This is a genomic window from Bacillus sp. A260 (assembly GCF_009861435.1).
Taxonomy (GTDB): domain Bacteria; phylum Bacillota; class Bacilli; order Bacillales; family Bacillaceae_G; genus Bacillus_A; species Bacillus_A cereus.
Genome location: NZ_CP046398.1, coordinates 4,344,525 through 4,366,274, shown reverse-complemented (window position 1 = coordinate 4,366,274; position 21,750 = coordinate 4,344,525). Strand labels below are relative to the sequence as shown.

The following is a 21,750-nucleotide window of genomic DNA, read 5'->3' as shown; positions in this document are numbered from 1 at the left end:
GAGAGATAACAATGAAGAGGATTTCTTATATTGAAGACTTTGAGCAATGGGAAAGTGGTTTTTCGTTTTACAACCCTGTAAAGGTTCGTTTTGGTGAAGTAGATATGTTTGGACATGTAAATAATGTCGTTGCTTTTACTTATTTTGAAGAAGCTCGTATTGCGTTGTTTAAAGAACTTGGATTTATGCAAGAGTGGACACATGCATCATCAGAAACGATGATCGTTGTTGCGGATTTACAATGTAATTTTATTAAGCAAATATATTTTGATGAACAGCTGAAGGTGTATGTAAAGGCAGGATCGGTCGGGAATTCTTCTTTAGATTTACATTATATGGTGAAGAATGCAGCAGGAGAGGTTTGTTTAGTAGGTCGCGGAATGATGGTTCAAGCTTCGAAAAAAACAGGAAGAGGCGAACCATGGCCTGAAGAATGGAAGAAGAAATTACTACAATAATAGAGTGAAAGAAAAATAAGAGAGCAATTTGCTCTCTTATTTTTTGTCTTCCATCGCTTCTTCTAATGTTAAGTGATGTTTATATAGGTATGTAGCGTATGGATTACCAACGTAGCGTAAGTGCCATGGTTCATAGGCATATTCTGTTGTATCTGTTTTATCTTCTAAGTAACGAATGACAAAGCCGAATTCATGAGCATGTTCCGCGACCCATTTTCCTTCTGCTGTCTCTCCGAAGATAGGCTCTAATTGAAATTTAGCTGATTTTGAACTAATATCCATTGCTAAACCCGTTTGGTGTTCACTTGTACCAGGAATTGCGCTTACCGAATTAGCTTCGGCTTTTCCTTGACGTCTAACGTATGTATCATGCAACGATTTTTGGCGTTTGTATGAACGATAACCAGATACAGCTGTAAGATCAAGCCCTTCTTTTTTCGCAGCTTTGAACATGTTTTCAAGTGCCTCGGCAGCATCTTTGCGCAGCAATGTTTTTTCTTTATCTTTTGGACTAATAAATGGTACATTTGGTCTCGTTAAGTCTTCAGGAATGTATCCATCTGGTAGTTTTCGATGTTTATTAATTAAGACAAGATTAGATTTTGGATTTGTTACAACTGAAAAGTCATTGTCTATTTTCTTTGCATTATGATCAGCTTTTGGAAAAGCAGGAATCTCTTCTTTTTTATGGTTATTATGCTTTTGACTTTCTACAGCTTTTGCTTCATTATGTAGTGGTGTTTTAGAACCAAAGTAAGCGAAAGATGTGATCCCGATTACAATAGTAGTGGCAGAAATAATTATTATCTTTTTCATGATGCCTTGTAATCACAGTCCCTTCTTCATAAAATGTGTATTGTTTTTTTATTATAAATCTAGTTTGTTGGAAAAGGAATATAAGAGTCATAACGTAATAGAAATGCAAAGAAAATGTCAGAAAATGTGTGAATTTGTAGTATTTTTTTATATAATTCATTTCTTATCTTTCATGATTTGCATTTTTTATGTAATATATATACATAAGAAGATGTAGCGATTATCGAGAATAAAGAACTTCTTGTATAGACTAGGAGTGAATGGGAATGGATTTTGCAACAATTATTGGACTTATTTTAGGATTTGTAGCAGTGGTAGTAGGGATGGTCGTCAAGGGCGCTGACGTAACAGCCTTATTAAATCCTGCCGCAGCATTAATTATTTTTATCGGTACATTTGCTGCAGTATGTATTGCATTTCCGATGAATCAACTAAAAAGGGTTCCAAAACTATTTAAAGTTCTTTTTGGTTCAAATAAAAAGGATTTAAGTTATGAACAGTTGCTAGAATTATTTGTTCATTGGACATCTGAAAGTAGAAAATACGGTATTTTGTCTTTAGAGCAACAATTAGACAAAATTCAAGATGAATTTCTTTTGCGCGGTATGAAATTTGTGATTGATGGCGTATCCGCAGAAGATTTAGAGCAGATTTTGGAATCTGAATTAGAAGCAATTGAAGAAAGACATGCAAAGGGAGCTGCTATTTTTTCACAAGCTGGTACGTATGCACCGACATTAGGAGTTTTAGGTGCTGTTATCGGTCTTGTAGCTGCGCTTGGTAACTTAACTGATATTGAAAAGTTAGGTCATGCTATTTCGGGTGCGTTTATTGCAACGATTTTTGGTATTTTTTCAGGTTATGTATTATGGCATCCATTTGCAAATAAGTTAAAGCAAAAATCTTCAGCTGAAATTGAGAAAAAACGTTTAATCATTGATTGTTTATTAATGTTACAAGAAGGTACATATCCGTTTATTATGAAGAACCGCATTTTAGGTGCACTTTCTGCAACTGAGCGTAAAAAGCTAGAAAAAGGAGCAGAAAAAAATGCGGAGTAAGAAAAATAGAAGAGGCAAAAAGAAAAAACATGATGAGCATATCGATGAAACGTGGTTAATCCCATATTCTGATATGTTAACGTTGTTATTTGCATTGTTTATCGTTTTATTCGCAATGAGTAGTATAGATGCTGCGAAGTTTAAACAGATGGCAGTTGCTTTTCGAAGTGAATTAGCTGGGGGAACAGGTAACAAAGAATTTTTAAGTGATCAAAAGCCAAATGATGAAAAAGAATTATCAGCAAGTAGCCTTGAGGCAGAACAAGCAAAAAAACAAGAAGAAGCTAGAGCTAAAGAAAAAAAAGAGATGGATGAATTGAAAGCATTACAAAAAAAGATTGATCAATATATTAATGAAAAACAATTATCTTCTTCTTTTCAAACTAAATTAACTGAAAAGGGATTAATGGTGACAATATTAGAAAATATACTGTTTGATTCGGGGAAAGCAGATGTGAAATTAGAATCTTTAGGGATTGCAAAAGAGATGTCTAGCTTACTTGTTTCAGCGTCACCTCGTGAAATTACAGTATCGGGTCATACGGATAATGTCCCTATTGCCAATGCGCAGTTTGCGTCGAATTGGGAATTAAGTACGCAGCGGGCAGTTAATTTTATGCAAGTATTACTGCAAAATAAAGAATTACAACCAGAAAAATTTAGTGCGATTGGATACGGAGAATACCGTTCAATTGCTCCAAACGATACACAAGAAGGAAAGGCAAAGAATAGACGTGTGGAAGTATTTATCTTGCCTTTAACAGAGAAAGTAAAATAAAAGAGGATGGCGAATGCCATCCTCTTTTATTTTACATCAAATGATTTTAAGTTGTCGCGACGGATTTTATCTTTTTCTGCATCTGATTTTTTGAAATCATAATCATATAAAGCGCCTTCCCAATCGCCATACATTGGATTCGGGAAAATAATGAATTTCTCACCAAATTGTGCTTTTGAATCTGCTACTGTTTGGTTACGATCTTTTACAGATTTTCCATCAAAACCTGTGAAATCAGATAAGTTATCACCGAAGAATAAGACAATATCATGGGTTTGAGAAACGAGTTCACGGCGTTTTTCTTTTCCTTTTTCTTTCGGATCTTGTAGTAATATATGTTCTTTCGTTGCTTGAGGAGCACCTACACGCTCAAGATTTTTAATTGTTGCATCTAGTTGATTCGTTTTACGATTTGAGATGTAGTAAATATCTACACCTTTAGACTCTGTATATTTTAAGAAATCAATTGCGCCTGGAAGGGCTTCAGCCTCAGCTTTTTTAATCCAATCATCCCATTTGTAAGGATAGCCTTTGCCTGTTTTTACGCTCATTGCCTGATGAGGACTGTTATCTAAAACAGTTTCGTCTAAATCAAGGACGATAGCAGGTTTTTTCTCTGTCCCTTTTGCAAGAATTGCATCAAGCTTTAATTGACCAATGTTGTACCCTTGGTAGTAAAGTGCTTTCGTTTCACCGGCTGTTTGATACCATAAATCAGCCATTAATTGTTGTTCTGTTAATTTTACTTTCTCTTCTTTCGCCACTGTTTTCTCTGGTGTTCCTGAACATGCTACAAGTGATGTAGATAGAACCGCTACAGATAATAAAGTGGTAATGCCCCTCTTCATCTTCATATGTATCCTCCTTGATGTTAGAAAATCATTTTATATTATATATTAAAATATAATATTTTTATATGAACATTTGCATATTGTCTTTTGTATATATAGTAGTATGTCCTATATTAGAAAGATGAGCAAAATAATAATAGCTGTTTTGACAAGTTTTATTGTCGTAATGACAATTATAATTGACAAAAAGAACTTTGTTATTTACAATTTTAACTAAATAGAACAAATGATGGATTCATGACGATGTTTACATATAAGAGGATGAAGCGTGGTGCTATATTTTGTCTTGAATAAACATAGTCTTTGAAAGAGAGTACGAATGATACTAAAGGGGAGGCTTTATACTTGAGTTTACAAATTCAAAACTTAACGAAACAATTTGGGGAATCAAAAGCAGTTAACGGTTTGCAAATTTCGTTACCAAAAGGTGAAGTACTAGGGTTACTTGGACGAAATGGTGCAGGGAAAACAACAACAATCAAAATGCTTCTCGGATTATTAACGCCTAATGAAGGTTCGATTACATGGGATGGAAAAGCATTTGGAAATAGTGGTGTAACAATTGGGTATTTACCAGAAGAAAGAGGTTTATATACAAAAAGTAGAGTAATAGATCAGCTGCGATATTTTGGTAGATTAGAAGGAATGTCGAAGAAAGAAGTGGATCACGCTATTGATCACTGGTTAGAGCGTTTAGCGATACCAGAATATAAATTTAAAACGGCTGGAGAGCTTTCAAAAGGGAATCAGCAAAAAATCCAATTAATTGCTGCTCTTCTTCATAATCCGGAACTTCTCATTTTAGATGAACCATTCAGCGGCCTTGATCCAGTTAATGCTGGGATGTTAGCTAGTATTATTGAAGAACAAGTACAGAGCGGAAAGACGATTATTTTATCAAGTCATCGTATGGAACAAGTAGAGGCTTTTTGCCAACATGTATGTATTTTGAAAAAAGGTGAAGCAGTCGTAAAAGGACAGCTAAGTGATATTAAGAAAGAATACGGTTTCCGTAATTTAACGATTGAAGATACAGTAGAGAATGAAAAGGGATTAGAAGCTATACATGTATCGTATGAAAAACAACAAGGCCTTCTTTATGTGAAAGTACAAGACGATGCGGAAGCTCTCAAGATTTTGCAACAGTTGCAAGAGCAAGGTGTTAGCTTACGACAATTCAAAATGTTAGAGCCGACGTTAAACGAAATCTTTGTAGAGAGGGCGAAATAACGATGCGTAAATTTTCTCACGTATTTTCATTTTATTTTAGGGAAGCGTTTTTATCTAAGAAATCATTAATTACGAGTGCGATTTTATTTTTAGTTGTGTTTGGGATTTTTGCATTTAATCATTTTACTTCAGGCGATGATAAAAATAAGGATAAAGATAAAATTGCAGTTGTAGTAGAGAGTTCCACATATAAAGTACAAAAAGATGAGCTAAATAAGCTATTGCCATCAGCAAAAATAACAATTGGTTCAAAGGATGATTTTGATAAACTGCATAAGCAAGTAGAAGAAGGCGATTTAGATGGTCTATTCCATGTGACGGAAAAGGGTGGGGCTCCATCGATTACATATATGTATAATGGATTTCCAAGCCAAGCAACTTCTGCAATTATGGCAGGATATTTAAAGCAACAATATACGATGGTAACGATTGCCAAAAATAATGTTTCACCAGAAATTGCACAGCAATTACAAACAGAAATTCAAGTGAAGCAAGAAGCGATAAAAGATCGTACATCTTCTTTCGGAATTGCCTATTTCTTTACATTTGCTTTATATATGTTTATTGTAGCGTTCGGAAATACAATCGCAATGAATATTGCATCTGAAAAGGCGTCACGTGTAATGGAAGTAATGCTTCCGAAAGTGAAGCCTCTTACGATGATGTATGCGAAAATTTTAGCGGTTGTTTCAACGGCGTTATTGCAACTTGTCGTATTGGCGTGTGGTTATCTTATTCCATATTTGTTAGGTTGGGTCGATTTAGAAAGTGCCTCACTATTTGGTATTCCAATTGACTTTACAAAATTAGATGCAAAAGTTATCAGCATGTTTCTTGTTTATTTCATTACGGGATATTTACTTTATGCGATGATGTATGCTGCTGCTGGAGCTGTCGTATCTAAGACGGAAGATTTACAAGCTGTATCTTTCCCGGTAATGATTTTAATTATGGCTGCATTCTTTATTAGTATTAAATCATTAAGTGATCCGAATAGTACTATCGTTGTTGTAAGTTCTTACGTTCCATTTTTTACACCGATGGTTACCTTCTCACGTATTGTAGCTGGTGAAGCAGGTATGCTAGAAATTACGATAACATTAGCAGTCTTATTGGCGACAATTGCAGTATTAAATGCTGTTACAAGCCGCATTTACGTAAACGGCGTAATGAATTACTCAGATAAAGTGAAATTTAAAGATTTAGCGAAATTTATAAAGCGTCAATAATGAGAGAAAAGCATGATTTCCTATTGAAATCATGCTTTTTCTTTATGTATAAATTAAAAATAGTATATAATAATAAGAGTCGTCTTTTAATAGAATGAATAAAAAGGAGGGTGTGCAGATGGGGATTAGTAGTCGTTTTACAGTAGGTGTTCATATGCTGACATTACTTGCGATAGATCGAAACTCTCGCTGTACCTCTGAATGGATTGCCGGTAGTGTGAATACAAATCCAGTTGTGATTCGTCGCATTACAGGAATGTTGAAGAGAGCAGGACTTGTTGATGTACAAGCTGGTAAAGGTGGTACGACACTTGCTCGAGATTTAGAAGAAATTACATTACTTGATGTATATAAAGCAGTGGAAGTTGTAGAAGAAGGACAACTATTTTCCTTCCATGAAAATCCCAACATTGAATGTCCAGTAGGAGCTAATATTCAATCAGTATTAGAAATTATTTTAATGCAAGCGCAAGAAGCGATGGAAAACGTACTTGCAAATGTAACGGTAGATCAATTAGTTACAAATTTAAAGTCTAAAATGAAAGAATAAAAAAAGCGAGCTTCCTCATAATGAGGGCTCGCATTTTTTTATTCAGAAATATTGAAAATTCTATTTTTCAGTATTTAAAATGAATTTACCTACGATAGCTGCGAAGATACCACCAAGAATTGGTGCTACGATGAATACCCATAGTTGAGAAAGTGCTTCTCCACCAACAAATAAAGCTGGTGCGATACTACGAGCTGGGTTAACAGATGTTCCAGTTAACGGAATTCCTAATAAGTGAATTAAAACTAATGTGAAACCAATTACTAGTCCAGCTAAAGAAGAACTTCCTTTTTTACCTGTTACAGCAACGATAACTAAAATAAATACGAAAGTTAAAATGAACTCAACTAAAAATGCTCCAGATAAACCAAGAGTTCCGAAACCATTTTGTCCTAAATTATCTAAAGGTGTTTTAGCAGATTTTAAAATTGTTACTAACGTTGCAGTTCCTAATAAACCACCTAAAATTTGAGCTAATACATAATAACAAAGTTCCATAGCGTTCATTCGTTTGTTGATGAACATAGCTACTGATACTGCTGGGTTAATGTGACATCCAGAAATTGTTCCGATGCTATATGCCATAGCTACAATAGATAAGCCGAAAGCCATAGCGATTCCTAATGTTCCAATTCCTTCAATTCCGCCGCCAGTGACAGCTACTCCAGTTCCGAATAATACAAGTACAAATGTACCAATAAATTCAGCGATTGCTTTTTTTAACATAATTTACCTCCTATTAATGCGCATGAAACGTATTATAACATAAGTTTTAGTATAAACAGCCAATGAAATACTATTCTGATAAGGCGAAATAGGGGGACAATAAAAAAGAGTATGGTTCATCTCTATAGAACCATACCCTTTTTTTATGCCGATTTTTTCTGTTTAACGACTGGAACAGAACGGTTTAAAATACTATTTGCAACCATTCCTAACATGATAATAATCATTCCGATGAGAGAAAGTCCTCCAGGGAGTGAACCATTTAAGAAAATGATTTCTCCAAGTACGGTAAAGACCATCGTTCCAGCTTGTGTTGCTTCAACAGCTCCAAGTAGAGCGAGGTTATCTTTTGCTAAGTCAGTAGCAAAGAAAAATGTCATCGTTGCAATAACGCCGGAACATAATGCTAACAAAAATCCTTGAAGCATTTGGTTGGATGTTGGAATGCCAGTAGTAGAAAATCCGTATATACCAAGCAAGATTGTTATAGGAAGACTTCCAATTGCCATTCCTAATACACGTTGGAACGTATCAAGGCGTCCACCAACAAGCTCCATCATTTTTCGGTTACCGAACGGATATAAGAAAGCGGCTAATACGACAGGTAAAAAACCTAAAATGAACTGAGTCATTGTAATATGGCCTGCGGCAGTTGCTTGCATACAAATTACACCAAGTAAAATAAATAATGCAACATATAAGCTACGAAGTGGAATTTTTCCGCGTACAAGTTTCGTACCTGATTTTGTTTCTATTTTCACGAAAAATAGTGGTGATAGTAGTAAACCAGCTAAAATCGTAACTTGCCAAGTTCCAGCAACGAGCCAAGCTGGAGAAAAGACAGCTGAGAAACTTAATAAAGAATAAAAACCAATACCGGCAACAGAACCCCATCCGATCCATGCCAATGGATGTTTTTTTAACTCTTCCCATAATCCCCTAAAGTTTTTGCGAAATAAAACGATAAGGAATAAAATAGGAAGAGCAAATAAAAAACGGAAGGAAGCTGTCCAAGCCCAGCTCGTTCCAGATACATTCATTGCTTTATTAATAATAAAGGTTGCAGAAAAAAAGGCCGATGATAAAAGACCTAATAAAATTGCGCGCATGAAGTATAGCACTCCTTTCGAAAATAAATAATTATGTATAGTATGATATACTTTCATTTGTTAAAAGTAAACTATTTTATACTTTGAGGTGGTTTTATATATGAAAGAAAATGAAGATATGCAAACGAAAGAAGTCATTCAACAAGTTGGACAGTTATTGAGACAAATTCGAAATGAACAGAAATTAAGTTTAGAAGAATTAGCCCATAAAACAGGAGTTAGTAAATTAACATTAGGAAAGATAGAAAGAGGGGAAACAAATCCGACACTAGCTGTCATTTGGAAAATAACGAAAGGGTTATCAATTCCTTTATCCAGATTAATGGTTGCTGGAGAACCTGTAGCTGTTGCGCGCTGTGGAGAAGGATTTGCAGTAGATGAAGGACAAGCGTGGCATTTAGAAACGATGTTCCGTTATACGAAAGAAACAGGGATGGAAATGCACCGTGCTTGTTTACGATCAAATAGTATATATGAGCCAGAAGCTCATCATGAAGGTGCGATTGAGCTTGTAACGGTAATGAAAGGGAAAGTGTCTATTCAAGTGGAGAATGATGTATACGAATTAAATGAGTTTGATTCCATTCAATTTGAAGCGAATAAGAAGCATATTTATAAAAATGAAGAAGAAGAAGTGGCGGTATTACATTTAACGATGAAATATTCTTCATGAAAAAATCACCTATAGGATTCTATAGGTGATTTGCTCTTCTTAAGTATGTGAAATGATGCCATTAGTACGAACGTGGCATAAGTAATAAACAAATGAAATAAACTAAAAATCCTGTCCCAAAACATAAAACAGCAATAACCCAAATGATACGAATAAGAGTAGAGCTAATATCAAAATATTCTCCTAAACCACCACATATACCAAATAGCATTTTATCAGTTTCGGATTTACATAACCTTTTTGACATATTCCAATCAACTCCTTTTTATATCAAACTGCATACTTTTATTCTATATGGAAATTTATGAGAAGACTATGGGGTTGTATTACATTTTTTTTGTGAGAAGCGATCGTATTAATTGTCTTAATTTTCAGTGGATATTAAACTTGTAGTTATGAGGTGATTTTTAATAAAGGGTGGGGAAATAGAGATGACAGTATATTGGTTGACTAACGTAATGCTTGAATCAGGATATACATATGAAGAAGAGAGAATTTCACAAACAGAAACAGAATTATGCAGTTTACTTATTGAAGATGGTCGAATTAAAAAAATTATAAAAGGGATTGTTCAAGAGGAAGATATAGTAACTTTTGATGCTAAGAACTTATTAATGTTGCCAGCTTTCAAAGAGATGCACATTCACATTGATAAAACATATTATAGTGGCCCATGGAAAGCTTGTATGCCAGCAGAAAGTATTTTTACACGTTTTAATGAAGAAGAAAAAATTTTACCAAAGCAATTAGCGACTGCTCAAAATAGAGCGGAAAATATGCTAGAGTTACTACTGCAAAATGGTGCAACGAATATTAGAACGCATTGTAATGTTGATCCAATTATTGGGCTTGGTAATTTGGAGGCGACGTTAGCGGCATTAGAAACATATAAAAATCGAGTATTTAGTAGAATTGTTGCGTTTCCGCAACATGGATTATTGCGCAGTAATTCTGTGCAACTCGTGAAAGATGCGATGCGTATGGGTGCTCATCTAGTCGGAGGAGTAGATCCAGCTACAGTGGATAATGACATTGAAAAGTCATTACATACAATTATGGATATCGCAGTAGAATTTAATGCGGATGTTGATATTCATTTGCACGATGCGAATAATCTTGGAACGTTTACGATGAAGAGATTGGCAAGTTTAACAGAAGAAGCAGGATGGCAAGGCCGTGTAACGATTAGTCATGCACTTGGACTTGGTGGTGTTACTGATAAAGAGGCTGAAGAAGTGGCAGAAAGACTCGCAAATGTAAATATTGATATTACTTCAACAGTGCCAATTGGTAAACAAGTAATCCCAATTCCGTTATTAGATAAAAAAGGTGTTACGGTTTCATTAGGCAATGATAGCATTACAGATCATTGGTCACCGTTTGGAACAGGTGATATGCTTCAAAAGGCGAATCGATTAGCAGAGCGTTTTGGGTGGAGTGACGAAAGGTCTTTAGGAAAAGCACTCCGCTTTATTACAGGAGGAAAAGAAACGTTAAATAAGGAAGGGAAGCGAGTATGGCCGAATGTAGGGGATGAAGCGAGCTTTGTTTTGACGAATGCGACATGCGCTGCTGAAGCAGTAGCGCGTCAAACAGAAAAACGTTTAGTCGTGTATAAAGGAAATATTGTTGTTGGAAGTTTAAATGAGGTGGAATTAAATAATCTTGTGTAGAAGAATCGTTTAAATATTTTGAGGAGGGTTCTAATGGTGAGTATAGAACTCTTCTTTTTTATTCTTACAATATATTTTTATAGGAAAGCTAGAAGGGATGAAAAAATTGGACAATCAACATAACCAAAATCATATTATGGGAACTTTACAATGGTTTATATTTTTATTAGCAAATTCAATCGCACTACCAATTGTCGTTGGCGGATTATTTCATCTTACGACGGAAGAAATATTTTATTTAATGCAGCGTACGTTTTTTGTAGTTGGTATATCTTCTTTTTTACAAGGATGGCTTGGGCATAGACTACCAATTGCGGATGGGCCGGCTGGATCTTGGGTTGGTGTATTTACCGTACTTGCTTATGCAACGGCCGGACAAGATCAATTACATAGTACACTGCAAATTTTAGAATTAGGAATGATAATCTCCGGTATTATTTTAATAGGATTAGGAGTAACTGGTTTTATAGGACGTATTTTATTTTTATTTACGCCGCTTGTGACAGGGACGTTTTTACTTTTATTATGTGTACAATTAAGTGGTGTATTTTTAAAAGGAATGTTAGGAATTACAGCTACTATTTCTCAAATCGACGGATTTACAGCAATGATCGCGTTTAGTATATTTCTGTTCGTTATTATACTATCTAATTTTGGAAAAGGCTTTGTCAAAAGTTATGCAGTTTTAATAGGATTAATTAGTGGGTGGATTATTTTTCTCATTGCAGGAAAAGTGACAATCCCATCTCAAGTAACTCATTTTGTGCAACTTCCACATATATTTGCTTGGGGACTTCCAAAATGGAATACAGGTATGGCTGTATCAAGTTTCGTTATGGTGTGTATTTTAGTTTCGAATACGGTGGCAGCTATTATAGCAATTAATCAAGCAACTATTCATAAAGCGACTATTGAACAAAAACAGTTGAAAGATGGAACATGGGTTGGGGGGATTTCGCATATCATCTCTTCTGTATTTTCAACTGTAGGTGTCGTTCCGTTACCAGCAACGGCAGGATTTATACGTTTAACAAAACAAAAATATATCCAATCGTTCTTAATGGCATGTGCGTTACTAGTCGTAATGTCTCTTTTTCCAAGTATTATTCGTTACTTAGCATCTTTACCATCAGCTGTCGCATCGGCTGTTTTAATGGCTTCGTTCGTACAGTTAATTGGAATTGGATTTAATAATATAAAACAAGTGCCGATGAGTGAAAGGAATGTAACGATTTTAGGCGTTGCAGTATTATTTGGCAGCGGCGTTATGTTTTTACCGTCTGGAGCACTCCAATCCTTGCCGTCTGTTATGCAATATATATTCGGTAATGGCTTATTTGTAGGTACGGTTGTAAGTATATTGCTAGAACAAATATGGCGCGTTGGAAAGTAAGTGGATAAAAAGAGTGTACGCACTGTATAAAAGTCTAAAATAACATAGGAAATAAAGCCCATTTTCATTCACCACCTGCACATTTCGTTCATACAATATCTTGACTAAATAAACACCCAACTTACACATACACAGCTCTGGCTTAAGCAAGGAGGGTTATACCAGTTGAAGGAAAAAGCGTATCAATCTAAACCTTTACTCACAAAGAGAGAGAGAGAAGTATTTGAATTGCTGGTTCAAGATAAAACAACGAAGGAAATTGCAGGTGAACTTTTTATAAGTGAAAAGACAGTTCGCAACCACATCTCAAATGTGATGTGTAGTGTTTGCAAATAAAAAGACAGAGGATAAATTATGAATAATCCAACTTTCAATTGAGATATTATGGTAAAATTTATATCAATAGATTTTTAAAAGGTGGGACACTTATGAAATTAGAGTGGGTTCAAATTAGAGATTTTCGCTCAATTAATGATACAGGAAGATTATATATAGATCCTATGCTTACTGTTTTAGCTGGTAAAAATGAAAGTGGAAAAAGTAATATATTAAGAGCCTTAGAGGTGTTTTCGACGGATGAGTTTTCTGATGGAGACTTTCCAGAGGGAAAGACAAGAGAGGAAAGCAACCCCTTAATAGAAGTATCTTTTAGGATAAATCTTGAAGATATAATAAAAATTTTCCCCACGAAGAACGAGCATCCTCAGGAGGATTATAACTTAATAGTTAGAAAAGAGTTTGAATATAACCATCAATCTACATATGGATCAATTCAAAGATATTTTTTTAGCGGAGATTTTCTGGAAATAATGGAAAGAATCAACGATAACTTAGTGGTGTTTATTGAAGATGACCAACTTCCTAAAAATATAAGAATTAACGCAGAATACTTATATAGAGAAGGACATGAACTTCTAGAGAAATTTTCCGAATTGGAAGATGTTATCTATAGATTAATGGATTATAGAGATAAAGCGAAGGATATATATAACAATATTAGCGATAATAGAGGGTATTCTAAAGAAAATAAAAGTAGGGGAATTAAAGGAATAGCTGTAGGAGCTGATATAATAAATAGATTCTTTGATTTAAGTGAAATGGTAATTGTGAATTATCAAAGGTTTGAAGAAAAAGTAGTGATACCGAAGTTTAAATTACTTCAATCATTTGAAAAAATGTTACCTGATTCTGTGGACTTTTTTGATGAAACAGAAGGAGTATGGGCTCAATACATACAAAAATCATTGCAAGGTAATGGGGGAAGAAATGTTTTTGAAATGTCCAACAGAGATATAAAAAGAGGTATGGATAGGATTTCAAAAGAGATTACTTCTCTATTTCACGATGTGTATTCGCAAAGTCAAATAAATTTACAATTTGATGTAGGTGTTAATAATACTTTAGATGTCTATATATATGATGGTGAAAGTCAAATTGATTTTATGCCGAGTCAGCGAAGTAAAGGGTTTCAATGGTTTTTATCCTTCTTTTTTGCTATTAGTGCTGTTCAAAGAACAGGGGATATTATTTTACTTGATGAGCCTGGTCCTTATTTACATCCAAAGGCACAGAATGATATTTTAAAAGCATTAGAGATTTTAGCAAAGTCGGATCAAATCATTTTCACAACACATAGTCCGTATTTAATAAATCCGAATACATTAGAAAGAGTTCGTTTAGTAACAAGAGACAGTGAGAGTTGTACTGTTATTGAGAACCAAATACATGCAGCTTCTATCGCTGATCAAGAGGTCTATACTCCAATAATGACAGCGATTGGTTTAGATTTATCAAAAAGTTTTGGTACATTTGGGGATCACAATGTTATAGTTGAAGGGATCTCTGATTATTATTATTTAGAGATAATGAAAAAGTATATTAACTATGATGAAGCATTTGGAGTAATGAGATTTATTCCAAGTATAGGAGCTTCGCAAATTGACAAACTGGCTTCTTTATTAATTGGTTGGGGAGTACAGTTTAAAGTTTTATTAGATAATGATAATGCAGGTAAAAAAGAAAAAAAAGAACTTGAGCAAAAATTATTATTGACACAAGAACAATTGATTTTTGTAAGTGATAACCCCCAATTTGCAATTGAAGATTTGTTTTCGAGGGAAGACTTTTTGAGCTATATAATGCCTGACCTAGAATTGTCTGAAAAAGAAGATGATCTGGATAATTCTAGATTATTAAATAAGAAGAAGAAAAGTAAGGCTTTAATTGCAAAGGCGTTTAAAGAGAAGTTACAAAAAGAGCCAGATATAAAATTAACTTCACAAACCATTGATAATTTTACTGCGCTTTTCCAAAAGTTATATGAAGTAAATAAGGTAACAGTTTAGGAAATGCAAAGCGTACAATAGAAAAAATTAATAAAAAAGGGTCGTCCACATATTTCAAAATCATATAGTGGTCATGAGGTGATGAATTATGACAATGAAAACCTCTCCACTTAAACTAGGTAATGAAATATACGGTACGATAAAAATTGAAGAAGCATTTCTAGAGGCTTTAAAAATGTATTTTATAAAGCAGCAAGACAAAAAAACTCCTGATTAATCAGGAGTTTTTTATTTCTCTGGAGAGGGTGGTATAGGAGAAATGATTATTCAGTTTTATAAATCCATACATACTTTTCACCTATATAAGAATCCCAATGTTTCCATTGCCAAGGCGGCGGAGGGGAATCTTGATAATATAATTGATAAAAGATATTGAACCATTTAAGTGAATAATGATCGATTTTTAAAGAATGGTATAACGTGCTGGGAATTGGAAAAGCTTGCTGATACCCACCACTACCTTTACTTGAATGATGGTAAATATGAAAATATTCATCTAGAGGTAATTTTTTTAAATCTGCAGTGTAGAAGAGAAAACCATAGTTTTTGGCTACTTCAAAGAAATCGATAAGGGATTTAACGTCTGGATATTGTTTTGTTTTTATTCCGTTATTTAATGTGATAAGTTTCATGTACTTGGTGCCTCCTAAAAAAGAAGAAAATTGTATTCTAACAATCAACCCATATGAATTTACGAAAATAAAGAAGTCATTATAATTGATGATTGATTAGTACAATTAATTGGTTATAGATTGTTACGTATTGATTACCAATCAAAATTGTATGTTCTGGAGATCCGTAAAAAACATTATTACTTCCATACTTCTTACTCAGGGAATGAACAATTTCTTGCATAGTTTGTTTTAGGTCATCTTGATTGTATGAAATACCAGCTTCTTGAAACATGTCTTCAATAGAGTCAATGTAATCATCCCCAATAAAATTGCCACCATCTTCAAATTGGATGTGTATCCAATCTATATAACTTTCAACTACTTGTACTAGTTCTTTTTTCATGTATATTCAGCTCCTTAATTAGAAAAAAGAGAACCTCTTTTTATAAAGGTTCTCCTTTTTTTGTGAATTTATTCATATTTATAAAATTAATTCATAATAATGAATAAAGGGTAGACAAGTTGTTCAAAATGAAAGTAGCGGAACTATTGAGATTGCTGATATATTTCTAAACCTTTCTCGACATGGGACAAAAAGTAATTTGCTAATACTGGATTTTCATCATGAGTTTTTTGTAATACTTGGCATAAACGTTTTAAGCGAAAATTAAGTTCATGGTTTGAGGAATCTGTCTCCTGGGTGAGAGCAGGAAACAGGTTCAGTTCTTCTTGTATTTGTTCTAGAAATGCAAGTGAAACAGTATCAGTTTTCATTGTTTCTAAATTACTGAGGTAACCAGGTGAAACATGTAATTTTGCTGCAAGGTCATTTAGTGTAATCCCTTTGTGTTTTCGTAATGTTCGGATGGTTTGCCCGAGATGTTGTAACAAATAAATACCTCCCTTAGTTAGGTTTTAAACAAATGTTATATTTTTAAAAGTATATGCAGTAGGGAAAGAAAAGAGACTTTTTATAAATGACTTTTATGAAAATGAAATGTTGAAAGGATTGAAGTTTTTGAAAGATACAGAAGTGATGGGATACATTGTAATGGGAGTAAGTAGGATGGGATATGGATTAGATGTTATATTTCAGGCAATGGATGTAGCTCAATTGGTGTTAAATCAAACATTAAAAGAAGAATTGTGGAATGAAGATGTCTTAGAGGTAGTTGGAAAATTAGTACATGAAATAGAAATAAATGAAGACGAGTTAAGATCTGAAATGTATTGGAGTTTTGATATTCACACAGAAACCGAAGCGGGTATCATTTATAAAAAATTTATGGATTTAAGAAAGAACGAATCAAAATTAACGAGATAACAATAGTGAGATTATGTAAACGGGATTTAGCTTGGGGAAGAGCTAAATCTTTTTTGTTTTTAATATTACTTTTGTGTAGTTATATCTGTTATATGAAATTCATAAAATTAGTAGAGACATGAGGTGAGGTGGAATATGACAAGGTGGATTAATGTACAAGAGGCAATGGAGATTTTAGAGGAGCATTACATAAAAGTGAGTTATAAAACAGTTACAGATTGGCTGCGGAAGTTAGAAATACCAGCAGTCCCATCAGAGAATCGAAAAGAGGGATGGAGTATTCGTGAAGAAGATTTGCTTCAGTTCATTGAAAAGAAACGTCCAGGATTACGGCGGATTTTACAGGAATATCATCATGTTGTACTAGATATAAATCATATGAAAAAGCAGATGCAAATTCTCCTTCAAGGTAATAACATCGAAAGGGATCAAATTGTAGAAGGGAGTAAAAAGGAGGATATAGATTTTTTATGTGATATGTTGGATATGATGTCTGAAGAGATATCGGCATTGCAAATGCAGAATCAATGGATGAAAGATGCATATGAACAAGCGGCAGAGGAAAATGATTTATTACAAAAAAGAGTGAGTAAGTTGGACATGGTGATTGAAAACAGACAACAACCGAACAACGTAGATGAAAATATGGTTCAGAATTTGGATGAAAAAGCATTTCAGGGGTTATTAAGAGCTCAATTTAAACGACTCTTTCCTGATCGTATATATTCATTAAAAGGGGAGAAGGGACTGCAAATATATCAAGACTTTTGCAATCTTGTATTTCCAAAAGAAGATAAACATCTGGGGATAATAAAGAAAGGGGACGAGTATATTTATCAACGAACAGATGAAAAATCTACACAAATAAATCGTCTCTATAATAAAGTAATAAAAGAGTTATTAGAAGATATGGAAAAGAGAGCCGTTTTGGAAGAATAGGCTCTCTTTTTTATATTCCCTTATTCATTTTTATAAATTAATTTTATTAAAATGAATAAATGGTTATTTGTTGGTAACAATATCCATATAAAGGTTATTCCTTTTGGTATAATATCAACCCTTGTTCAATGTGAGAAATAAAGTAATTGGCTAACTCGGGATTGGTATCATGTAACGTTTTCAGTAGTTCGCACACCCGATCTAGTCGGAAATGTAATTCATGATGAGGAGAATTTGTGTGATTCAGAGAAGGAAATAAATCAAATTCCTCATTCAATTTTGCGAGTAGCGTTAAAGAAATAGTATCTGTCTTTTGTGTTTCAAGGTTGCTTAAATATCCGGGAGAGACTTCAATTTGTTCAGCAAAATTTTGAAGAGAAATTCCTTTTTGCTTTCTTAAATTACGAATGGTTTGTCCAAGATTTTGTATCATAAAAGATTCCTCCTTAATGAGTAAAGGATGTGTAAGAGATGGTAAAACGGAAAGAAATAAAACAGGTAACGTTAGGCTCTATTCAATATGTTCATGACCCGCAAGCTGCAGAAAAATGGTTTGCTTTGTATTTAGAATGTTTGCATGAAAAAATTATGAACTCCTCTTCTAAAATAGACGAGCAAACGTATATTGAAAATGAAGAGGGTGGTGGTGAAGTGTGAAAAAGACAGTGACGTATTACCGGAATTCTGCAGACTTTCAGGAAAACTCCATTGAAATGCAACAAATCAAAGCGTTTGAGTATAGCGTAAAACATCAGCTTGCTATTGATGAGGAATATATAGATAAAGATACTTCTGCTCGTAAAAATACATTAATGCAGCGCCTAAATATGCGCCGCTTGATTAATGATATAGAGGCAGGGATTGTAGGAAGCGTGATTGTTTATAAAAGAGACCGGTTGGCTCGTAAATTAAAAGAGCATATGCAGTTATATCATTTATTTCAAAAACATGGTATCGAGGTTCATTTTTCGTCAGATAGTGAAGTGAAAATGTATTATTCTCCTATTGGTGAATATGTTGAAGCGATTCTGGGATCTATATGTGAAAATGAAGGTTCATTAATCGCGCAACGTATTCAAGAAACAAAAATTGCAAAGTTTTTAAGTGGAAAGTATGCAGGGAACTTGCCATACGGCTATGAATGTGGTGAACCTGACCCTGAAGATGGTAAGGTTACGATTTTATCTGTCCCTCATAAAAAGACAATGGTGAAGGCAATATTTAATATGTTGGTAAATAAAAAGTATGAGAGCATAAAAGAATTATGTGACGATGTGAATCAAATACAAAAAACAAAAACTCAAGATCAAGATGATAAACCATGGGATCAATCAAGAATCATCAAGCTTATTTCGAACCCTATTTATTATGGTTTACGTGTTATGAAGTTTGGTGATGAAACGTACACAAAGGCATATAAAAATACGAAAATCATTGAAAAAGAAGAATGGGATGTAGCAAATGAAAAATTGAACCAAATTGTTGTGAAAAGAGAATCTAATACAGAAAAAATTCGATTTTTACTTGAAAATATCCTCTATTGCTACCAATGTCAAAAGCCGCTTATCACGAAAACACGCATGAAGCAGTACAAACCTTACAATGTGTATGAATGTCAAGAACATGATGTTTGCGTGGAAGCAAGTTATATAGAAGAGGGAATATTGAAACATGCAAAGCAGTTTTTTTATTGTTTATTAGATACAAATTTTGATAAATTGTATGAAAGAAGTAAGTATCAAAATATACAACGAATACAAAAACTGATTCGAAATCAAGAAAAAACAGTTGAGAACTATGAAAAGAAAGTTGGAAAGTGTGTAGATGCATGGTTGAGCTGTCAAAGAAGAATGCGGGAGTACGAGAGTAATAAATGTGAGAAGTGTAAAAACAATCAGCATAAACAAGAAATAAAAGAAACAAACGAAGCATTGAAAAAAGAGAAAAAGAAATTGAAGCATTTAAAATTACGACTACATGAAATTCGTAATTTTAGAGAAAAAGCGAAAGAATGGATATCTCACTTGGAGTGTCCAGCAGATCTTTTACTACTCGAAAAAGAACATCGGGTACATTTTTATCGCGAAATGATTCATTGTATACATGTAGATACTTGGGAATATCATATTGCGTTTAAACATCCATTCATACTTATACAGGAGGTACATCAAGAGAGTGAACAGATATGACCAAGCTCGTTTAGAAGATGTAGTACAGCCAGGGAAAAGAATCGTTTTATATGCACGATATTCTACAGAAAAACAAGAATATGACATGCAGAAGCATTCTGTTGAAACATTTTTACAACGGTATGGGTGTGGAATTTATAAGGAATATGTTGACCGAGCGATATCTGCTATAAAAGTGCCTTTTGAAAAGCGAGAGGATTTGCAAAATTTAATACGAGATGCAGAGAAAGGTAAATTTGATGTTGTTATAACGTATAAAAATGATCGTATTGCTAGGCGAATTGAAGAGCACCAGCTATTTCGAGAGAAAATGCGTGAATTAAATATCCATGTAGTAGTAAGCAGTTCAAGTGAACTATATACCGTTGGAGAAGTTGTTTCGCAAGCTGTAAAAGACGGGCTAACCAGAATTGAAGCTGCTTTAATTCAAGATCGTACAAAGGATACATTTCGCAGTAAAATAAAAAGGGGTACTTGGTTGGGTGGCAAAGCCCCTTATGGATATACGTATCGGGTCATAGAAGAAAACGATGGTGGAAGAAAAACTCGGAAGGAATATTTTAAAGATGAGGAAGATCAACAAGAAGCTGTGATGGAGATATTCCGTTTATTTGAAATAGGATATGGATTTCAGCAAATTGCAAATGAGATACACAGTAGAAAATTAGATGAAAACATGAAATGGACGAAAGAAAAGATACGATATATTATCACAAATCCTTTTTATTGTGGTTTTATTTCAATGAATCGTTATGATAACGGTGTATTGAACGATCAAAGTCAATGGGTGGAGGGAACGCCGAAGAATATGACCCCATTATTTAAAAGGGAGTATTGGGAATATATTATGAGGTTATTTGAAGAACGTAAAAAAAGAAAAGTTCATTCGAGAGACTATAGTACACCGTTTTTATTGAGAGGTATTTTAAATTGCGATCAATGTAAAGAGTTAATGTTGGCGAAAAATCAACAATCAGGTGGAGAGAAATATAAGGGGAAGAAGAAAAAAGAGCAACGAAGAATTTACGAATGTAAAAAATGTGATTTCAAGTTGCAAGCTAATATGATTCACGAACGATTTCGAAAGGACTATCTTCCCTATGTGTTGGAGCAGGTAACGCAGCGGAAAAAGGAACAAGTAGAAGCTGCAATAGAAGAAAGGCTAAAGAAGGAAATGCAAAGTTTGAAAGGTTCAAAGAAAAAATTGGATGAGGAAATCGCCAAATTAAATCAACAAATTGAAGCATTAAATGTAGAAATGAAATCTTATTATGACAAAGAAACAATTGATAAAAAAGTATTAGAGTTTATGAGTATCATTATGTCGCATCGTACCAACAAAATACACGAGCTACATACAGTAAAAGATAAGAAGGTTGGACTACAGGAACGAATTGATCGTATCGCAAAGACTATGCAACAAAAGAAATATCTTCCTCCACAGCATTTAATTCATGAATTCGCTAAAGAAAACGTAGATACCCAAAAATTAAGAGCATTTTTGCTACAGTTTTTTAAATGTATACACGTGAAAAGGGATGGGAATTTGGTATTATCAATAAATGAGCATTTAATGTAACTAAAAAGCCTCTTTCTAGAAAATAAGAAGGAGGTTTTTTCATTGTATTTTTTCTTTGTGCTAAAATTAGAATAAGATTTATGTAAAAAAGTCATTTGGACTAGTCCAAATGAGACAAGGAAACAAGGGACTTTGAAAGCTTGTTTTTTTAAATTTCTTTTATATTTTTGTGCTGAAATGTTAGAGGGAAAAGAAATGGCGATTGAAATGTCG

Annotated in this window: 26 protein-coding genes; 17 read left to right on the top strand and 9 right to left on the bottom strand. The window is 33.9% G+C overall.

The genetic code is table 11. The features are described 5' to 3' along the window. The first annotated feature begins 11 nt into the window (after window positions 1-11). Window positions 12-458: an acyl-CoA thioesterase gene (locus GD442_RS22150; protein WP_000822734.1), complete on the top strand. Its 447-nt coding sequence runs from the start codon at window positions 12-14 to the stop codon at window positions 456-458. Window positions 459-494: 36 nt separating this feature from the next. On the opposite strand, the gene GD442_RS22145 is transcribed toward GD442_RS22150, so the two are convergent. After that, the gene (locus tag GD442_RS22145; RefSeq protein ID WP_000720201.1) at window positions 495-1,274 is read right to left on the bottom strand and encodes a M15 family metallopeptidase; all 780 of its coding nucleotides are present in this window, start codon (window positions 1,272-1,274) and stop codon (window positions 495-497) included. A 266-nt stretch (window positions 1,275-1,540) separates the two neighbouring features. Between GD442_RS22145 and motA the strand changes: the two genes are divergently transcribed. Next, the gene (gene motA, locus GD442_RS22140; RefSeq protein WP_000344859.1) at window positions 1,541-2,335 is read left to right on the top strand and encodes a flagellar motor stator protein MotA; all 795 of its coding nucleotides are present in this window, start codon (window positions 1,541-1,543) and stop codon (window positions 2,333-2,335) included. Continuing rightward, window positions 2,325-3,113 carry a flagellar motor protein MotB gene (motB, locus tag GD442_RS22135; RefSeq protein WP_001256734.1) on the top strand — a complete coding sequence of 263 codons (789 nt, stop codon included), beginning with the start codon at window positions 2,325-2,327 and terminating at the stop codon, window positions 3,111-3,113. The genes motA and motB overlap by 11 nt, the downstream gene beginning before the upstream one ends. Before the next feature lie 26 nt (window positions 3,114-3,139). On the opposite strand, the gene GD442_RS22130 is transcribed toward motB, so the two are convergent. Beyond that, a complete protein-coding gene (locus tag GD442_RS22130; RefSeq protein ID WP_000782764.1) occupies window positions 3,140-3,967 on the bottom strand; it encodes a 5'-nucleotidase, lipoprotein e(P4) family in 828 nt (275 codons plus the stop codon). A 342-nt stretch (window positions 3,968-4,309) separates the two neighbouring features. Between GD442_RS22130 and GD442_RS22125 the strand changes: the two genes are divergently transcribed. From GD442_RS22125 to GD442_RS22115, 3 genes are all read left to right on the top strand, one after another. Beyond that, the gene (locus tag GD442_RS22125; RefSeq protein WP_000058117.1) at window positions 4,310-5,194 is read left to right on the top strand and encodes an ABC transporter ATP-binding protein; all 885 of its coding nucleotides are present in this window, start codon (window positions 4,310-4,312) and stop codon (window positions 5,192-5,194) included. A gap of 2 nt (window positions 5,195-5,196) precedes the next feature. Beyond that, window positions 5,197-6,423: an ABC transporter permease gene (locus tag GD442_RS22120; RefSeq protein WP_001224982.1), complete on the top strand. Its 1,227-nt coding sequence runs from the start codon at window positions 5,197-5,199 to the stop codon at window positions 6,421-6,423. A 118-nt stretch (window positions 6,424-6,541) separates the two neighbouring features. Continuing rightward, window positions 6,542-6,973, top strand: a complete 432-nt coding sequence (locus tag GD442_RS22115) for an Rrf2 family transcriptional regulator (protein WP_000512998.1) — start codon at window positions 6,542-6,544, stop codon at window positions 6,971-6,973. A 60-nt stretch (window positions 6,974-7,033) separates the two neighbouring features. Here GD442_RS22115 and GD442_RS22110 read toward each other — a convergent pair whose 3' ends face one another. After that, a complete protein-coding gene (locus GD442_RS22110; protein WP_000913213.1) occupies window positions 7,034-7,699 on the bottom strand; it encodes an aquaporin in 666 nt (221 codons plus the stop codon). 143 nt (window positions 7,700-7,842) lie between these two features. Further along, window positions 7,843-8,808: a DMT family transporter gene (locus GD442_RS22105; RefSeq protein WP_086407794.1), complete on the bottom strand. Its 966-nt coding sequence runs from the start codon at window positions 8,806-8,808 to the stop codon at window positions 7,843-7,845. A 100-nt stretch (window positions 8,809-8,908) separates the two neighbouring features. Here GD442_RS22105 and GD442_RS22100 point away from each other — a divergent pair, with 100 nt between their 5' ends. Then, window positions 8,909-9,481, top strand: coding sequence for a helix-turn-helix domain-containing protein (locus GD442_RS22100; protein ID WP_000661920.1), 573 nt, complete (start codon window positions 8,909-8,911; stop codon window positions 9,479-9,481). A gap of 61 nt (window positions 9,482-9,542) precedes the next feature. Here GD442_RS22100 and GD442_RS22095 read toward each other — a convergent pair whose 3' ends face one another. Continuing rightward, window positions 9,543-9,728: a PspC domain-containing protein gene (locus GD442_RS22095; RefSeq protein WP_000044334.1), complete on the bottom strand. Its 186-nt coding sequence runs from the start codon at window positions 9,726-9,728 to the stop codon at window positions 9,543-9,545. Window positions 9,729-9,912: 184 nt separating this feature from the next. Between GD442_RS22095 and GD442_RS22090 the strand changes: the two genes are divergently transcribed. The 5 genes from GD442_RS22090 (at window position 9,913) to GD442_RS28295 (ending at window position 15,109) form a co-directional block, all read left to right on the top strand. Next, window positions 9,913-11,154, top strand: coding sequence for an amidohydrolase family protein (locus GD442_RS22090; RefSeq protein ID WP_000219557.1), 1,242 nt, complete (start codon window positions 9,913-9,915; stop codon window positions 11,152-11,154). Window positions 11,155-11,251: 97 nt separating this feature from the next. Further along, window positions 11,252-12,547: a purine/pyrimidine permease gene (locus GD442_RS22085; protein ID WP_086407793.1), complete on the top strand. Its 1,296-nt coding sequence runs from the start codon at window positions 11,252-11,254 to the stop codon at window positions 12,545-12,547. Window positions 12,548-12,712: 165 nt separating this feature from the next. Beyond that, on the top strand, window positions 12,713-12,883 hold the full coding sequence (locus GD442_RS22080) for a helix-turn-helix domain-containing protein (RefSeq protein ID WP_061185521.1): 171 nt from the start codon (window positions 12,713-12,715) through the stop codon (window positions 12,881-12,883). Window positions 12,884-12,975: 92 nt separating this feature from the next. After that, complete coding sequence (locus GD442_RS22075; RefSeq protein WP_159365205.1) at window positions 12,976-14,892, top strand: AAA family ATPase; 1,917 nt, start codon at window positions 12,976-12,978, stop codon at window positions 14,890-14,892. Between the two features lie 88 nt (window positions 14,893-14,980). Then, a complete protein-coding gene (locus GD442_RS28295) occupies window positions 14,981-15,109 on the top strand; it encodes a hypothetical protein (RefSeq protein WP_268895493.1) in 129 nt (42 codons plus the stop codon). Between the two features lie 46 nt (window positions 15,110-15,155). Here the strand turns inward: GD442_RS28295 and GD442_RS22070 are convergent, their stop codons facing one another. From GD442_RS22070 to GD442_RS22060, 3 genes are all read right to left on the bottom strand, one after another. Then, window positions 15,156-15,524, bottom strand: coding sequence for a hypothetical protein (locus GD442_RS22070; protein WP_159365204.1), 369 nt, complete (start codon window positions 15,522-15,524; stop codon window positions 15,156-15,158). A gap of 79 nt (window positions 15,525-15,603) precedes the next feature. Continuing rightward, window positions 15,604-15,909, bottom strand: coding sequence for a hypothetical protein (locus tag GD442_RS22065; RefSeq protein ID WP_159365203.1), 306 nt, complete (start codon window positions 15,907-15,909; stop codon window positions 15,604-15,606). A 143-nt stretch (window positions 15,910-16,052) separates the two neighbouring features. After that, window positions 16,053-16,397, bottom strand: a complete 345-nt coding sequence (locus GD442_RS22060; RefSeq protein ID WP_159365202.1) for a helix-turn-helix domain-containing protein — start codon at window positions 16,395-16,397, stop codon at window positions 16,053-16,055. A 127-nt stretch (window positions 16,398-16,524) separates the two neighbouring features. On the opposite strand from GD442_RS22060, the gene GD442_RS22055 reads away from it, so the two are divergent. Further along, window positions 16,525-16,830 carry a hypothetical protein gene (locus GD442_RS22055; RefSeq protein WP_236582423.1) on the top strand — a complete coding sequence of 102 codons (306 nt, stop codon included), beginning with the start codon at window positions 16,525-16,527 and terminating at the stop codon, window positions 16,828-16,830. 135 nt (window positions 16,831-16,965) lie between these two features. Next, window positions 16,966-17,769 carry a helix-turn-helix domain-containing protein gene (locus GD442_RS22050; protein WP_159365201.1) on the top strand — a complete coding sequence of 268 codons (804 nt, stop codon included), beginning with the start codon at window positions 16,966-16,968 and terminating at the stop codon, window positions 17,767-17,769. 94 nt (window positions 17,770-17,863) lie between these two features. On the opposite strand, the gene GD442_RS22045 is transcribed toward GD442_RS22050, so the two are convergent. After that, window positions 17,864-18,202, bottom strand: a complete 339-nt coding sequence (locus GD442_RS22045) for a helix-turn-helix domain-containing protein (protein WP_159365200.1) — start codon at window positions 18,200-18,202, stop codon at window positions 17,864-17,866. A gap of 38 nt (window positions 18,203-18,240) precedes the next feature. Here GD442_RS22045 and GD442_RS22040 point away from each other — a divergent pair, with 38 nt between their 5' ends. The 3 genes from GD442_RS22040 to GD442_RS22030 are packed head-to-tail and all read left to right on the top strand — an operon-like array spanning window position 18,241 to window position 21,537. Next, the gene (locus GD442_RS22040; protein ID WP_159365199.1) at window positions 18,241-18,426 is read left to right on the top strand and encodes a hypothetical protein; all 186 of its coding nucleotides are present in this window, start codon (window positions 18,241-18,243) and stop codon (window positions 18,424-18,426) included. Continuing rightward, complete coding sequence (locus GD442_RS22035; RefSeq protein ID WP_159365198.1) at window positions 18,423-19,958, top strand: recombinase family protein; 1,536 nt, start codon at window positions 18,423-18,425, stop codon at window positions 19,956-19,958. The genes GD442_RS22040 and GD442_RS22035 overlap by 4 nt, the downstream gene beginning before the upstream one ends. After that, on the top strand, window positions 19,945-21,537 hold the full coding sequence (locus GD442_RS22030; RefSeq protein ID WP_159365197.1) for a recombinase family protein: 1,593 nt from the start codon (window positions 19,945-19,947) through the stop codon (window positions 21,535-21,537). The genes GD442_RS22035 and GD442_RS22030 overlap by 14 nt, the downstream gene beginning before the upstream one ends. Window positions 21,538-21,750 lie beyond the last annotated feature (213 nt).